Origin of the sequence: Microbacterium sp. WCS2018Hpa-9, from assembly GCF_031843745.1 — a bacterium.
Classification (GTDB): Bacteria; Actinomycetota; Actinomycetes; order Actinomycetales; family Microbacteriaceae; genus Microbacterium.
The window spans coordinates 38,907-52,939 of record NZ_JAVTIY010000008.1 but is presented as its reverse complement, the minus strand read 5'-3'; the positions used below and the strand labels follow the sequence as shown (position 1 = coordinate 52,939).

Here is a 14,033-nt window from a genome sequence, read left to right as displayed (position 1 = left end):
GTGCGCTCCTTCCTTTCAGCGGCCGATGGCGGGGAGGGGGAGGTCGATCGCCTGAGCGAGCAGGAACTCAAGATCACCCTGGATCTCAGTCGGGATCTCTTCGACCGCGTCGAGCTGGTTCAGGCGCCTGCGAAGCAGGATCAGAGCCTTCCGGTGCGTGAGAGGGCCATCCTCGGCGAGGATCTCTCGCAGCATGGACGCCGGAGACAGCTTCGATGTGTGCGGGCTGAACAGTTCGGGCAGGGCGACGGAGCGTTGACGTGACGCCTCTACGAGAGCCGTGACGAGCTCGGGAAGGTCGTGGTGAGACCAGGTGCGACCTGAGAGCGGTTCCCCCTTCAGGGCGTTCGCCACGCCGGTGAGCAGCTCGCTGCCGCGCGCGAGGATGCTGGCGTAGTCGGCCTCGACCGACCGGCTCTCACGGCGCTCCTCTTCCGCGCGCTTCAACTGTGCGATCAGGTCGATGACGATCGCCGGGGTGATCTTCCGGTCGAAGCGGCGTCGGGCAGCCATCGAGTCCTCGTTGCCCTGCTCGTCACGGGCGGCCTCGGCGAGCTTGAGCAGCTCCTCGAGCTCGGTTTCGAGGACGATCGGAATGGTGATCTCGGACATGTTCATGGTGCTCCTCAGCTGTGATCGTGGTACGAAGAAACCCCGCAGTCGGTGAGGACTGCGGGGTCTGAGTGGTGGTGCTTCCCGCCGGCCAACGAGTGTAGGAATCAGAGGCCGACGGGAAGAGGGACGCGTGGGAGCCTTGCACTCCATCGCCGGTTAGGGGCCGGGGTTCTTCTCAGCGGATCGTCGTTGACAGGAAACGATCGGCGGGCCGTGGGTCTCTCCAGGGGGCTGCACCACCCGCACCTGGGACCGAACGGTTGAACTACTGCGTCACGGATCACCCCGTGCGTGGCTCTGCCACGGACACCCGAACCGCGCAAGCGGTTCTATGCGCTCGGTGCTTTCAGAGCGAATGGCGAGAGATCTCGCGCTCAGCAGGTGTGAGGCGTCCGGCGTAGGACTCGAGGCGGAGCTTCAGCCACACCGGGTAGAGGCCGAGCACGGCGAGCAGGGGGAAGCTCACGCTGATGACGGCGACGCCGACCTCCTCGTCGAGAGATGTGAGCGCAAGACCGACTGCGATGAGCAGTATGGCGACGATGAGGATTCCGTACTTCAGACGCGTCGCTCCGAGGTATCCCGCGTAGAGCGCCTCGTACCGGGCACGCCCCTGCGCGATCGCGACGAGGGCGGGGCGCTCGAGCGGCGTCGTGCGCACAGCGGTTCGGCGGTGGATGATCGCGACCTGGATCATCGAGACGATGACGATCGTGAGGGGGATGGCAGCGAACAGCACCGTCGCGGTGAGTGCGGTGGATGAGCTGTCGTTCATGGAGTTCTTTCGGAGGGGAGGGGCTCAGCGTGCTCGACGCAGTCGTCGACCGCGAGACCGAGGTGCCTGTGCGAGACGCCGCTTGGATGCAGCAGTGCGCATCTCTTCGGTGACCTTCTGGTCAGCACCCGTGATCAGTATTAGCAGGTAGAGCGGTCGAAGGAGGAGGACGAGGAAGGCGATGACGCACCCGGCGAGGATGGTGGCACCGACCCACCAGATGGCGGCCTGGGCAACATCGGTCGATCGAGGGGCGCCTCCAAGGAGTGCGGGGATCTGCGAGCTGACCCACGCGATACCGAGAGCGCCGGCCATCACAAGGACGATCGCGACGGCGCGAATCACGAGGCGATCCTTGTCGTCCTGCATCGACTGGTAACGACGATCGCGAAGTTCGATTACCCGGTCGATCTCTTCCGGAGTGAGCGAGTCTCCGATGCGCCTGTTGCGACGGCGCCAGACGTTGATGATCCAGGTGAGAACGGTCACCGTGGCGATCGCCAGAACCACGACCATCAGGATGGATTGCAGATCCATGGCTCAGTCCTATCTGTAGAAGCTGGTGTCGTCTACGTAGTCGTCTACGTCTTCACCAAGACCATACGGGTCGAGTTCGACATCTTGGAGCTCGGGGAACATGCCAGCAAGCGAGGGCACGGAGCGCGCTCCTCCTGGGAAGTGCGCAGCAACGATCTCCTGCGCTTCGGGGTACTCGCCATACGGGTCGGGGTACGACGCATTGAACTGTCGCATCGTCGTGATGCCCTGGTGATCGAGCAGCGCCTGGAGGTCGATGGTGTCGCGGTCCCGTCCCGACAGGGAGGCGGTGTCGGCCGCGATGATCTTCGCTCGGGTGAGCGTCTCGATCGAGGCGATAGACACGGCGATGTTGCGCAGACCCATCGGCTGGGGGAGCCACTCGGCGTCGAGCATCTGCTCGACGTGCTCCGGCTCGTCCATCAGGTTGTAGTTGTTGATGAAGTCGGAGTCGAGACCCAGTCGCTCGGCCACTGTTTCGATGGCCGCGATGACCTCGGCACTGTAGTCCTTGGTGACCGTGTCGATGTCGACGGTGTAGGCCATGTCACCCTTGCGCACGCCGTGCTTGAGGAGCGCGTAGCCACCGATCGCTCTGATCTGCATGGGCTGCTCGAGGTGAAGTCCGTTGAGCTCGTGATCGAGTAGGCGCAGCGCGTCGTCCAGCTCGGCGGCCGTCTTCCGGTTGCCTGAATCGCTCATGGTGCGCTGCTCTCTCTGAGGGGGGCGTGGGTCAGAGCTGGATGCCCACGGAGGCGTAGTACGGGAAGGAGCCACTGGGCTTCTCCTCGAGGACGAGGGTGCGACCGAGGTCTCCGACGTCGGCGAGGCCGCGCAGGTTGGGGAACCGCTCGAGGGCGGTGTCGAAGAGCTGCTTGTGGATGAGCATGTGCTTCATCAGGTAGCGGGTCTCGGGGCTCATGCGCGCGAGGTCGAGGGCAGAGAGCTCGTCGTCCTTCTTGCCGGTGCGACGATCCTGGTGCGCGGCCGCGCGAGTCACGCGTCGCTGATCCAGCTCGGAGAGTGAGTCGAACTGAGCAAGAGCTTCACGCAGCGGTGCCGTCGGGCCAACGAAACCGAAGAGGTGATCGAAGTACCGCCACAGCGCGCGGAAGTCAGAGGTGTCCCAGTTGGTCTGGTCCTCGTAGTAGATCTTCTCGGCAGGCATGGCGCACCTTCGTTTCTTCTCATTTACCAGGATATCCGAATCCCGTTGCAAGCGGGAGAGTGGTGTCCATCGTCCCGCATCCGCAGCCGAGTGGCGATCGTTGGCGAGCGGGGCCCCGAGGTGTCGTCACCCGGGACCCCGCTGCTCGTGCACGACGTGTCAGCTGGCGATGCGCTGCGGTACGTCGTGGATCTTCCCGGGGAGGCCGAGCGTGATCCAGACGGCCTCGAGCTGGTGCTTGGCCGCGTTCGCGCGCTGGTAGGCCGGGATCGAGCGCATGGCGCGATTCCCGGACTCCATGCGAGCCACATGTGCGCTGAGCCAGGCGGCGTGCAGGGACTCGACGAGGATCGCGTCGACTTCATCGATCGATGCCTGAATCGCCTCGGGCGTGTGGCGCGCAGCGTTCACGGCCTCCGCAGACAGCTCGACGGGGGTGACGAAGGGCTCGGAGGCCCCGATGACGGTCACGGGGGCGTAGCTGGTGTCGCTCATCGAGCAACCTCCTCTGTGGTCTGGGTTCGAAGGTTCTGAAGGACGGTGCGCACGCGGACAGCCCCGAGGTTCTGCGCGTACCTGCCTGTGGGAGTGCTGCTGCGGCGGTAGACGCGGTCCATGACGCGGCGCTCGATGTCTGCGCCAGAGGGGAGCGGATCGTCCGCAGTGATCTCCTGCCGCCGGGGCGCGAACGTGCCGTCGGGCAACCTCACCCGTCCCGGGCAGAACTGTCCAGGGCGGTGCCGCTTCGCGTGGGTGCAGGTGCTGATCGCGTCGGCGTACTGGACGTTGATCAGTGGGTGCGGGATGAGTCCGCCGGCGGCCAGCCGGCGCGCGGTTGCGTCCTTCACCCGAAGGTCGGCGTTGTAGAGGTCGGTCAGGGAGTAACGCATGATGGCACCTCCGTGCTTGTGGTCGTGGCGGTAGCCGAAACCGGCGATCCGACAGGAGAGTTGGCCCCATCGGCTCGCCGGTTCGCTCGGGAACTCAGGCGCGCGCTTCGCGAACGAGATCGTCGAACAGCGGACCCCAGTGGTCGTTGAGGCTACGGATCTGCGCAATCGCGGCGGCGACGTGATCAGGGATGGTGGTGCCCGCAGCCGCCGTCGCGGCGGGCGCTGTCTGCGGAGCGGCAGAAGCTCCGATCCGGTTCATACGGTCCACCAGCCCGTGAGCCTGAACCTCCTCGTGGATGAGAAGGCGCACTGACAGCCCGGGATCTACCTGGGTGTCCCACCAGTCCAGAACAACGGAGTCCGAGGGCGGTATAGACACCCGCCTCCGCACGGACTCCTCGCTCGTGCGTTGGGTCACTCGAATGCTGATGTTGGTCGTGGTGGTCTGCGAGCTCACAGGGTCTCCTGGTCGAAGCTGATGGGGGTGATGTACGTCGCTCGAGGTCCGACCTGCTGGAGGGTCTCGGCGTCGTACCAGGTCTGGTGGGAGATGCGGATCTCACGACGGACGATCTTGGCCAGCTCGCCGTCGACGACGGTGTACTGGGTGCGATCGCGAACGTCGGTGACCTCGCCGACGCCGATCTCGGCCGCCCAGCCTTCCTGACGCACCCACTGGGTGTTAACGTCGCGGGGTGTGCCGTATATCGGCTGGCACCATGCGGGGTTGTCGAGGTTGCGGAGGATCGTCACCTTGTCGCCGACGACGAGCTGACGAACAGGGGATTCGAGGACGGCGGTGGACACGGTGGGTCTCCTTCTCGACCCAGCGGGTCAGACGTAGCGCGGATCGATCCGCACGGGTGCTTGATGGCGGGGACTGCCGGCGGCCCGAAGTGTGGGCCGCCGGCGGTGGTAGGCGCTCAGATGAGGAGCCCGTCCTTGGTGAGTCCGATGCGCTCGAGCTCCGATGCGAACTCGATGTACGGGCCGACGAGGTTGCGGAGGCTCGTGAGCTCTGCGCCTTTCTGCTCGAGCTGTTCCTTCAGCCGGGCGATCTCCTCGTCCCGCGGATCGAGCAGCGGGACACTCCACGGAGTGGGTGCAGTCGAGGATGCGGCCGAAGTTGGCGTGGCGGGGGTAGGTGCGGTGAAGGCGGAGCCGCCTGAGCGAGCCGCGAGCTGAGCGGAGGTGGATCCGAACTTCTCTCGCGTGACGCGGTCGCCCATGCCGTGCTCGAGGATCTCGTCGCGGATGAGCAGTCGCACCGATGCGGACTGGTCGGTCTGGCTGTCGAACCAGTCCTGCGTGAGCTGGTCAGACCTCGGGATCGTGACGTGGCGGCGAACCGGCACGTGGGTGGGGTGGGTGATCTCGATGTGGATGCTGGTGGATGCCGTCACGGCTTCTCCTTGGTCGCGGTGTGATGTCGGTGGTGGTCTGTGAGGGGTCGCGCGACGATGCGCTCTGCGCGACCCCTCAGCTGCAGCGGACCCGCCTTAGGCGTTGGTCCATCCGCAGTCCTCGCTGTTCAGGCAGCGAGCGGTGTTGGTGTAGTCCCCGACGCGGAAGCCCGTCGGGTTCTGGACGCAGCTCGGGCACGTGTCACCACTGAGCTCGAGCACCGTGCGACCTTCGGCGACGCGATGTCCGGGCATCCAGCCGCTGATCTTCGCCTGGCGCCCGTAGACGGAGGTGAGGGCCTTCGTCACGATGTCCTGGGCGTCGTGGAGCTCGATGTCCTCGTCTCCGACGCGGTCTTCGATCAGGTCGTCGATCTCACCGGCGATATCGGCGAGCGGTCGCGGGAGCGAGCCGCCTGCCACAGGCACCACGTTGTGCATGGCGAGGGTCCACTCGACCGTCTGCATGACGGAGTGGTCCATCTGTTCGCGAACGATCTGGTTGGCGACGTAGGCGCCGAGGGTCAGCGTCGACACGACGTACTGTCCGGTGCGGGGGAGCAGCGGGCGGACGTACGCGGTACGGGATTCAGTGCGGTCGAGCGTGATGGTCATGTCTTCTTCTCCGGGTGATGGCTTTGCGATGTCGTCGGTGGTGGCAGGGGCGCTTGGTAAGGGCGTCAGATCCCCTGCTTCTCCCAGTCGTAGATCGGCTGGGGAGCGGGCTTGGGAACGAGGTGGAGGTGGCGTACGGGCTTCTGTCCATCGCCGGTGGTGTCAGCGGTTTCGCCGGCGGCGACCTGCTCGGCTCGCCAGCGGCGTCGCCGCTCCAGCTGGATGACGAGCGCGACGATCGCGATCGCGATGACGAGGAAGACGAGCAGCGTCTGCCAGCTCTGGTAGGTGGTCATGTGCATGGCGAACTCCTGCCTCGGAACGTGGACAGGGATCTCTTCTCTGTCATGTGTTCTTCCGACACGGCTCTGCCGTGTTGCTCTTTCACCAGGGGTCTCCTACCTGCCGGGAGAAAAGAAGAACCCCACCCGCTGATGGGGTGGGGTTCTCGGTGTGAAGTTGTGGGTTGTGCGCTTCCTGTGGGGAAGTTGGATCAGCCTGTAGTGCGGCGTTGCTCATCTGAGCGAGTTCCTGGTGCTTCGCGTCGGCCCTATGTCGGTCGAGTCAGTGGATTGCAGGGTCTCGGGGTTGCTCGCGGAGGGGATCCGGTTGGTTGACCGTGATGGCATCCCGGCCGGGGGACACCATCACGGTCGGCCTGTGAGGTCGCTCAGGCTGCGGCCGGCACACCTGCGAAGGGCGTGGTGGCCTCGGCGGCGAGCTGCTCCTGCTGCGCGCGCAGACGCGCGAGCTCCTGAGCGTCGGTCTCGCTGAGGGTCGACTCCGGAGCCGGCGCCTCGGCGGCGACAGCCTTGCGCGCGGCGCGCTCCTGGGTGACCTTGCTCGACTCGAGGAAGACGGGGTAGCCGTCGACCTCGACCGTGACGGGCGGGAACACGGTCTCGCCATCCTTGTCCGTGTACGGACGACGCGAGAGGCTGTAGTTCACGGAGATCAGGTCGCCGTTGCCGACGCGATCCCAGGAGCCGTTGCCCTCGACGTTGCTCGGCACGAAGGCGCGCAGGTCGATGAACTGCGACGCGGCCTTGCGGTCCTCGCCGGTGCCCGAGAGGAAGTTGTCGCGTGCGGCGATGGTGATGAGCAGGCTCTTGCTGCCATCACGGTTCGTGAAGGACTGGATGTCCTGTGCGACGCGGCCGGTGATGCTTCCGTTGTTGGTGGGGTTCGCCATGATGATCTCCTTGATCGAGGGATGTGACCACGGCTCCGTGCCGTGATCGGTGTCTGATTTCCTGGTGCAGAGGACCTGTTCCTCCGTCACCTGTTCCCCCGTAGACGGCTGTGCCGTCCTGGGGTTCCTGCGTGATCGCAACCGAGGTTGCGGAAGTCTGTTCAGTTGTGGTCGGGAGCGGTCAGCGACTGCTTCACACCGTGCGAAAGCGTCCTCGCGCACATGAGGCGGCTTGGTCGCCGGCCCTGACTCTCCGTCATCTCTTCCCCCGTAGACAGCTCTGCTCGTCTTGGGATCTGAGGTTTCTCGCAGCTACTGCTGCGGTGGTCTTGAAGTGACCGACTAGCGTCCTGCAGGGCGAGCCGCCCGCCTTATCGTGATGGGGCCTATGTCGGTCTGGTCGCTCCGCGGGACTCGCTTGTGCTGATCGCGGAACGGGCGCTGTGCGCACGGATTGGTGGTGTTGCTGCAGCGCAGAGCGGGCCACGACTTGTTGTCCTGGCCCGCTCGTGCTGTTTGTGCGGAAGGTCGGTCTGCCGGTCGGATCTCGCCAGCCCAGGTCTGGCCTGGGTGACAGCAGGTGGGCAGATACCCCCTTCACTCGCGGAGGGCTTCGCTCTCACGCGGTTCCCGGTCTCAACCTCTGGTGAGACCTGCTCTTCGTGTGCGTGCTTCCGGCGTCGCGGCGCCGGAGACCCGACTACAGGACCTTGGCGACGAGGCCCTGCAGGCGGAACATCCCGACAGCGACCTGCTCATCGGTGAGACCGATGAGACCGTTGCTCGCGAGCTGCTCGGGGACGCCTCGGTGTTCGGTCCAGTTGCGCAGCAACACATGGTCGTCAGGGAGCGCTGCGGTCTCGATGGGGGCTTCTGTGACCGGGACGGTGAGCAGCACCGGATCGGTGACCTCGTCGTCGAACAGCGTCAGGCTCTTCCCGTCGGGGAAGTATTCCAGCCGTCCGACGTGGATCGTGCCGTCTGCGAGTTCGATCTCCAGGTGCGGGTCGAGTACTCGCGACGTCGTCGTGGTGGTGGTCATGGGTGGTGTGCTCCTCGTGGCTGATGGGTCATGCGGCTCGTGCCGCGTCGACGGTGATCGTCTCGGCCGAGACGATGCGGGTGGTGGTGACGCTCGAGTCGTCGTCGTAGTGGAAGTACATGCGCGTGCCGTACTCGAAGCCGACGCTGACCATGCGGATGTGCCGCCATTCGCCTCCGGCCTTGCGGGCGTGGCCGGAACGGGGTCCTCTCTCCGGCCATCCGGGGGCATCCCAGGAGAACTCGTAGACCGATCCCGATGACGTCGTGACCCGATCGAGCGTGGATCCCAGGGGAACGGCGGCCGCCCGCACCCGCAGTTCGATGAGGTGCTGGTTGAGGGCGATCTGGACTGAGCGGACGACGTCCGTAACGCCGGCGCGCACCAGCGAGCCTGCGACGCCCTGGTGGTGACTCCAGTCCTGAATCCAGACGGTGTCGGCGGCGGTCTCGAGGCCGTAGCGATCGGCGGAGTGCGTGAGGACGTCCTCGTCGCCGGTGGGATAGAGCATGTTCAGCAGGTGGGCTTCGGAGTCGAACTGGAGGTCACCCGTGTACGAGCGACGGTTGAACGACACCGTGACGTTCTTGGCGATGGTGATGAGCATGGTGCTCTCCTTCTGGATGGTTCTGAGAAGCGGCGCGGGGTGCGTGCGACCAGGCGGTTGCTCTCGGTGTGAGGCTCAGGGGTAGGTGAGCTCGCTCAGGTCGCAGCGGACTTCCCCGCCGGTGCCCCAGTCGACGAGCACGCCGTCGTCATCCGACGTGCATCGAGAGTGACGCGTGACGACTCCGATGGATCCGGGCACTGCCGCGTGAGCGCGGTGCATGTACGGATCGAAGCGGGCCAGTGTGACGGTCGCTCCGACACCGGGGCGCTTCACCAGGGGCGGCACGACGGGTGTGGATTCGGCCGCGGCGACAAGATGAAAGATGTCCTCCCGGAGCTGGGCCGGGACGAGGAGCTTGCTCAACCGAGACGTGAGCCATGCGCGAACGCGGGCGGCGCCCGGGATCGAGTTACTCATTCCGCCTCTCCGGTCGCTGGCCCGTACAGCTCGTCCAGTGAAGGGGCGGGCCTGACCATCACGATGCCGTCGGGCTCCATGATGTCTCGGTCGGGTTCTTCGAACGCGAACTCGACTCCGTGCTCGTAGGCGTGCTCGAGGTAGCTGCCGTCCGTGGAATAGACACGGACGCGGCGTGCACGCATGAGGCGTTCGAAGACGCCGTCGTCGGGCTCCAGCCAGACTCGCCGCTCGTCACTGGTCGTCACGCGCTCCGGGAACTCCCATACGGTGCCTCCGCCCCGGTGACTGCTCACCCAGAACATGGTCAGCCGATAGTTGCGACGGATCCGGCCCAGGAGCCGCTCATCGGACGAGAACCCTCCCGTCGCCGTGCGCACGCGGGTGACGGTGCGCCCGAGGTCGTCTTGCGACGGCTCCTCCACTTGGATGGCGCCGTAGACGAGTGCGTCCTCGAGCCAGGAGATGAAGCCGGCGAACGTACCCGTGAAGCCCTGCTCGCTGGCGAGCTCGGCGCTGTCTTTCTCTGTGGTGTGGTCGATCATGGTGCGTCCTTCCGGGAACGGGATGGGGCTGCGCGCTGCGCTTGCGGGGCTGCCGGGCACGGACTGCGTCCGCGCTGTGCCATCGATGAGGGAGATGGATGGGTGTGGGGGCGAGGAGCCTGATCGGGATGCAGAGCCGGGAATGAAGTGGAGGATGGATGAGGGGTGAGAACGCGGGCCCTACCGGCGCTCGCTCGGCTCTCGTGCGGGCTGACAGTCGGCCCACGCATCGGCCCGCGATGCCCATTCGAAGTAGTCCGGGTTCGCTCGATACCCCAGCGGAGTCCTCGCGAAGCGGGGCGGATGCCCCTCGATCTTTGAGCTGTACTCAGCTCTCAGAACTCCGCGACGGGTCAACGGTCTGATGATGGTGTCACCGGGCCGTGGCGCCATCGGAGCGGCTATCAGCCGCGTCAGTTCCGGGGCACCCTCGGGGACGATCAGCAGATGTCGCGAGTTGTACTCGCAGTCGCATGCTGGCCCCTCGTGCAATTCGGCGGTAGCCATGACGGCCTCTCTCAGGTTGGTGTCGTTCTGGAATGCGCCGCGGCTCAGGAGGTGCGGTCAGGGCTGAATGGCGCCGTCGGGCACCCAGAGGGTGACGCGGTTGACGCACAGCCGTGGCCCGTAGAGATCATCTGCGGGGTGTCCGTCGGGGCCGAATGCAGAGCGCGGGTCATCTGTGTAGCTCGGCTTGGACGAGTCGATCGGTTCGGCCGTGCAGATTTCGCCGACGACTCGGGGCTCTTGCGAGACAGCCTCAGGGTCGATGACCTTCACCGTCACGTCTACAGGCTGCATTTCCTTGATCCACAGGAATCGTTCACCGGTGATCTCTCGGGATGACACCGATCGCTCGACGACGCCGCCACGCTCATCGACGGTCGAGTACGCGTACGAAACGACCCCGATGTCATCGGTGGACACTGAGTAGTACGAGCCATCGACGCGCCGAAGGAGAGAGTCGGTCGAATCGGTGACCAGCGAGAACTCCGTGTTCGCGATCTCCTCGCGATAGGCCTGGCGATTCCGCTCGCCGAGATCATTCGCCCAGTTCGTGAGGACGACCATCCCAGCGACAACAGCCACTGCAGTCGACCATCCGAGAATCGAACGAATCAGAGACCGTCGGGCGCTCTTCTTCAGTGCCGCGGCTTCTGCAGCCTTGCGGGCCTCCTCGGCCTGGCGTTTCAGTTCGGAGTCACGGTGAGCTCGCGCTTCGAGCTTGCGTCGTTGGAGGGTCTTCATCATGGCGTTCCTTCGGATGATCGATGTCGAGTGGTACTGCGCGCTGCGCTTGCTGGCTGCCGGGCACGGACTTCGTCCGCGCTGTGCCATCGGTGGTGGTTGAGATCAGCGGAGGAGATGAGCGCGACGGATATCGCGAAGGAGGTCGTTGATCGCGTCGTAGTCGACCTTGTCGGGTAGATCCGAGTCTTCGGTCTCATCTGACAGCTCCTGCTCGAGCTTCTCGGACCACGCGATGACATCGTCGAAGTTGACCTCACCGCGGCGGATCTCGAGTAGCTGTTCGACGTGCTCCGGCTTCATCGGCAGATGGAACGTCCGCTCTCGAACCAGAGTCAGTCCAGCAAGGAGAAGTCGGATCAGGTGGCCTGCATACTTCGAGTCGTACCCGTGCTCGAGGATCAGCTCTGGACGGTTGGTGCGGCGGTTCGTGCGACCGAGCAGCGCGTCACGCTGGGCGCGCGCGTAGCCGGCGTGCCGAAAGCATGCGTGCTTTGACAGGAACAGGTGGCGGTGGTCGGCGAGAAGCCGTGCCGCAGCGGACCGCATCAGGTAGTGCTCGGGCCCGCTCCAGAGCGTTCCAAGGACCGATGGGTTCCCGGCCGCCGCAAGTGAGACGAACTTTCGCAGAGGATGGAAGATCATCTCTACGTCGCCCTCACTGCTGCGGGGGTCTTTCTCTGAGACCATCTGCGTCATCGTGCCGCCGGCGCCGAAGCGGAAGATCTGGGTCTCAGCCGACAGCAGGCCATAGACCTCGTGGTCATGCTCGACGTAGACACCGAGAAGGTCGCGGTCGGAAGCATCGCCGGCGGTGCCGTATGCCCGCGAGCCGTACTCGACGAGCATGGCAACGTTCAGCCCGGTGGAGCGCACGGCGCCGTCGATGGTCGTGTGTGATGACATGCTGCTCCTTCGGTGCGGGCGGCCCTCCATTCGGGTGCGGGGCGCCCGTCGGCTCAGTAGAACCGGATGGGTGTGGATTCGTGTCGGCCTGCTGCGCGCAACATCTCGACGAAGCGGTTCACGGTGACGCCTTTGGCTCCGCGAGTCACGGCGTACACGATGTTGATCGGCTGCTCTCGGGCGAGGACGTCGGGGGTCGTGAGCCATTCGAGGTCGGAGACGATCACGTTGCGACGCTCGCTGCGCATCTGGCTTCCGTTGATCTCGTGCCACACCCGGTGGAAATCAGTTCCGCCGCTGCGGAGTGGGATCTCCGAAAGGTGCTCCTTGAGCTCGCGGCTGTCGGGGAACGCCGGCCAGACCTTCATCGTGTGATCGCCGGGGAGCACCTCGTGTGTGAACGGCGTGAACGACACCATGATCGGGCGCCGAGCGATGGCCGATGAATGCTTGACTCGATCGACCTCAGACGCGATCGCAGCGAAGATCGCATCGATGTTGGCGCTACCCGAGATGTCGAAGTAGATGTGGACGTCGGCGTCATCTGAAGCGACAGGGACATCGCGGCGGTCGGTCGCCGAGGGTGCGGTCGGCGACGGCAGCGCGGCCGGAAGCTCACCGACGAGGTCGACGAGGCCGCTGACCGTGCCCTGGAACTGGCGATACTTGTCCGCCTTGTCGGGTCGTCCGTCAGCGACGGCGACATCGACGTTGGCGCCGAGGAAGGTGATCAGATCGGTGACCTCGGCCTTGGTGACGAGTCGGGTGGTGGGTGTGCTCATGAGGTGAAGCTCCTTGGTCGATGGTTCGGCGCGCTCTCGGGCGCGGGCAGGGCAGATGCAGGGGATGACTCGGATGCCATCGCCTCGCGGATCTCTGTGACAAGAGACCGAGTGATATGTCCGCGGGCCTGTGGACTACTTCGGAGGTCTGCTCGCCGGCGCATTTCGTCCTGAAATCCGACTCCCCAGAGCGCGACCGCCCAGTGTTCGAGTGCCTCGGTCGAGATCTCGAGCTTTTCGGCAGCACGTTTCAGCGCGAGCGCGGGGAGGTCGTCTATGTTGCTCTGCGCGGTCAAGGGTCCACCGGGTGTCCCAGGGCCTGGACGGACGGGGCCACCTGCCAGAACGGCTTCGAGCCAATCGCGACTGATCGAGGCGCGGGACGTGTGTTTCGGGAAGTCGAAGGTGTCGCTGTCGCTGAAGAGATCGGCAAGTCGGACGTCGTTGCCGGTCAGTTCGCTCACCGTCAGGGCAACGATCAGCAGTGTGGGCAGCGTAGGAGCCGCGTTGCCGTTCTCGAAGGCACGGACGCTGGACAGACTCCAGCTGGCTCCGTGCTTGCGAGCGGTTCTGGCGATCGCCTCGAGCGTGAGACCGTTCTCGCGGCGACAACGCCTTAGGTATGCACCAGCCGCCTCAGCGAGGCCCACGCTGTTCATAAACATTGGTACTCCGTTACTTTCTACGTTTTGGCTGGTATACGCTTGAAAATGAAGGGTGCCGGCACGAGGTGCGGGCGCTGACACAGGCTCTCACCGAGGAAAGTAGGCAGACATGGCAGGCGAAACGGTCATCACAGTCGTAGGGAATCTCACGGCGGATCCCGAGCTGAGGTACACCCAGAACGGGCTCCCGGTCGCGAACTTCACGATCGCGTCCACTCCGCGCAACTTCGATCGCGCAGCGAACGAGTGGAAGGACGGCGAGGCCCTGTTCCTCCGGGCATCGGTCTGGCGCGAGTTCGCCGAGCACGTCGCCGGTTCGCTGACCAAGGGCATGCGCGTCATGGCGCAGGGCCGCCTGCGTCAGCGCTCGTATCAGGACCGCGAGGGCAACCAGCGCACTGCGATCGAGCTCGAGGTCGACGAGATCGGCCCGTCGCTCCGCTATGCGACCGCCCAGGTCACGCGTGCCGCGTCGAGTGGCGGAGCCAGTGCGGGCTCGTTCGCCGGCGGCGCACCTTCGGGTCCCAGCGCAGAGGCGGGAGCAGGCTGGGAGACTGCGGTTCCCGGCGGAGCGGATGCGTGGACGCCCATGGGTGACGACACCCCGTTCTGACCCATCT

At 65.2% G+C, this 14,033-nt stretch carries 22 protein-coding genes; 1 reads left to right on the top strand and 21 read right to left on the bottom strand.

Annotation, left to right across the window (positions count from 1 at the left end; translation table 11 throughout):
• Window positions 1–15: 15 nt before the first annotated feature.
• The 21 genes from RQG82_RS16245 to RQG82_RS16145 all read right to left on the bottom strand — a co-directional run bounded on the left by RQG82_RS16245 (window position 16) and on the right by RQG82_RS16145 (window position 13,407).
• The gene (locus tag RQG82_RS16245) at window positions 16–618 is read right to left on the bottom strand and encodes a hypothetical protein (protein ID WP_311245394.1); all 603 of its coding nucleotides are present in this window, start codon (window positions 616–618) and stop codon (window positions 16–18) included.
• 343 nt (window positions 619–961) lie between these two features.
• Entirely contained in the window at window positions 962–1,390 is a 429-nt protein-coding gene (locus tag RQG82_RS16240; protein WP_311245395.1) for a hypothetical protein, read from the bottom strand.
• A 24-nt stretch (window positions 1,391–1,414) separates the two neighbouring features.
• On the bottom strand, window positions 1,415–1,927 hold the full coding sequence (locus tag RQG82_RS16235; RefSeq protein WP_311245396.1) for a hypothetical protein: 513 nt from the start codon (window positions 1,925–1,927) through the stop codon (window positions 1,415–1,417).
• Window positions 1,928–1,936: 9 nt separating this feature from the next.
• Complete coding sequence (locus tag RQG82_RS16230; protein WP_311245397.1) at window positions 1,937–2,629, bottom strand: hypothetical protein; 693 nt, start codon at window positions 2,627–2,629, stop codon at window positions 1,937–1,939.
• A gap of 31 nt (window positions 2,630–2,660) precedes the next feature.
• On the bottom strand, window positions 2,661–3,095 hold the full coding sequence (locus tag RQG82_RS16225; protein ID WP_311245398.1) for a hypothetical protein: 435 nt from the start codon (window positions 3,093–3,095) through the stop codon (window positions 2,661–2,663).
• A gap of 159 nt (window positions 3,096–3,254) precedes the next feature.
• Window positions 3,255–3,590, bottom strand: a complete 336-nt coding sequence (locus tag RQG82_RS16220) for a hypothetical protein (RefSeq protein WP_311245399.1) — start codon at window positions 3,588–3,590, stop codon at window positions 3,255–3,257.
• The gene (locus RQG82_RS16215; RefSeq protein WP_311245400.1) at window positions 3,587–3,985 is read right to left on the bottom strand and encodes a hypothetical protein; all 399 of its coding nucleotides are present in this window, start codon (window positions 3,983–3,985) and stop codon (window positions 3,587–3,589) included. The genes RQG82_RS16220 and RQG82_RS16215 overlap by 4 nt, the downstream gene beginning before the upstream one ends.
• Window positions 3,986–4,079: 94 nt before the next feature.
• The gene (locus tag RQG82_RS16210; protein ID WP_311245401.1) at window positions 4,080–4,445 is read right to left on the bottom strand and encodes a hypothetical protein; all 366 of its coding nucleotides are present in this window, start codon (window positions 4,443–4,445) and stop codon (window positions 4,080–4,082) included.
• Window positions 4,442–4,795: a hypothetical protein gene (locus tag RQG82_RS16205; protein WP_311245402.1), complete on the bottom strand. Its 354-nt coding sequence runs from the start codon at window positions 4,793–4,795 to the stop codon at window positions 4,442–4,444. The genes RQG82_RS16210 and RQG82_RS16205 overlap by 4 nt, the downstream gene beginning before the upstream one ends.
• A 116-nt stretch (window positions 4,796–4,911) precedes the next feature.
• Complete coding sequence (locus RQG82_RS16200; protein WP_311245403.1) at window positions 4,912–5,391, bottom strand: hypothetical protein; 480 nt, start codon at window positions 5,389–5,391, stop codon at window positions 4,912–4,914.
• 96 nt (window positions 5,392–5,487) lie between these two features.
• On the bottom strand, window positions 5,488–6,006 hold the full coding sequence (locus RQG82_RS16195) for a hypothetical protein (RefSeq protein WP_311245404.1): 519 nt from the start codon (window positions 6,004–6,006) through the stop codon (window positions 5,488–5,490).
• Window positions 6,007–6,071: 65 nt separating this feature from the next.
• Window positions 6,072–6,308, bottom strand: a complete 237-nt coding sequence (locus RQG82_RS16190) for a hypothetical protein (RefSeq protein WP_311245405.1) — start codon at window positions 6,306–6,308, stop codon at window positions 6,072–6,074.
• Between the two features lie 368 nt (window positions 6,309–6,676).
• Window positions 6,677–7,198: a hypothetical protein gene (locus RQG82_RS16185; RefSeq protein WP_311245406.1), complete on the bottom strand. Its 522-nt coding sequence runs from the start codon at window positions 7,196–7,198 to the stop codon at window positions 6,677–6,679.
• Window positions 7,199–7,898: 700 nt separating this feature from the next.
• On the bottom strand, window positions 7,899–8,240 hold the full coding sequence (locus RQG82_RS16180; RefSeq protein WP_311245407.1) for a hypothetical protein: 342 nt from the start codon (window positions 8,238–8,240) through the stop codon (window positions 7,899–7,901).
• 28 nt (window positions 8,241–8,268) lie between these two features.
• The gene (locus RQG82_RS16175) at window positions 8,269–8,847 is read right to left on the bottom strand and encodes a hypothetical protein (protein WP_311245408.1); all 579 of its coding nucleotides are present in this window, start codon (window positions 8,845–8,847) and stop codon (window positions 8,269–8,271) included.
• Between the two features lie 75 nt (window positions 8,848–8,922).
• The gene (locus RQG82_RS16170) at window positions 8,923–9,267 is read right to left on the bottom strand and encodes a hypothetical protein (protein WP_311245409.1); all 345 of its coding nucleotides are present in this window, start codon (window positions 9,265–9,267) and stop codon (window positions 8,923–8,925) included.
• On the bottom strand, window positions 9,264–9,812 hold the full coding sequence (locus tag RQG82_RS16165) for a hypothetical protein (RefSeq protein ID WP_311245410.1): 549 nt from the start codon (window positions 9,810–9,812) through the stop codon (window positions 9,264–9,266). Before RQG82_RS16165 ends, RQG82_RS16170 begins: the two co-directional genes overlap by 4 nt.
• Window positions 9,813–10,376: 564 nt before the next feature.
• Entirely contained in the window at window positions 10,377–11,063 is a 687-nt protein-coding gene (locus tag RQG82_RS16160) for a hypothetical protein (RefSeq protein ID WP_311245411.1), read from the bottom strand.
• A 102-nt stretch (window positions 11,064–11,165) separates the two neighbouring features.
• The gene (locus RQG82_RS16155) at window positions 11,166–11,966 is read right to left on the bottom strand and encodes a DNA polymerase beta superfamily protein (RefSeq protein ID WP_311245412.1); all 801 of its coding nucleotides are present in this window, start codon (window positions 11,964–11,966) and stop codon (window positions 11,166–11,168) included.
• Window positions 11,967–12,019: 53 nt separating this feature from the next.
• Entirely contained in the window at window positions 12,020–12,748 is a 729-nt protein-coding gene (locus RQG82_RS16150) for a hypothetical protein (protein WP_311245413.1), read from the bottom strand.
• Window positions 12,745–13,407: a helix-turn-helix domain-containing protein gene (locus RQG82_RS16145; RefSeq protein WP_311259981.1), complete on the bottom strand. Its 663-nt coding sequence runs from the start codon at window positions 13,405–13,407 to the stop codon at window positions 12,745–12,747. Before RQG82_RS16145 ends, RQG82_RS16150 begins: the two co-directional genes overlap by 4 nt.
• Window positions 13,408–13,522: 115 nt before the next feature.
• Here RQG82_RS16145 and RQG82_RS16140 point away from each other — a divergent pair, with 115 nt between their 5' ends.
• Window positions 13,523–14,026, top strand: a complete 504-nt coding sequence (locus tag RQG82_RS16140; protein ID WP_311245415.1) for a single-stranded DNA-binding protein — start codon at window positions 13,523–13,525, stop codon at window positions 14,024–14,026.
• Window positions 14,027–14,033 lie beyond the last annotated feature (7 nt).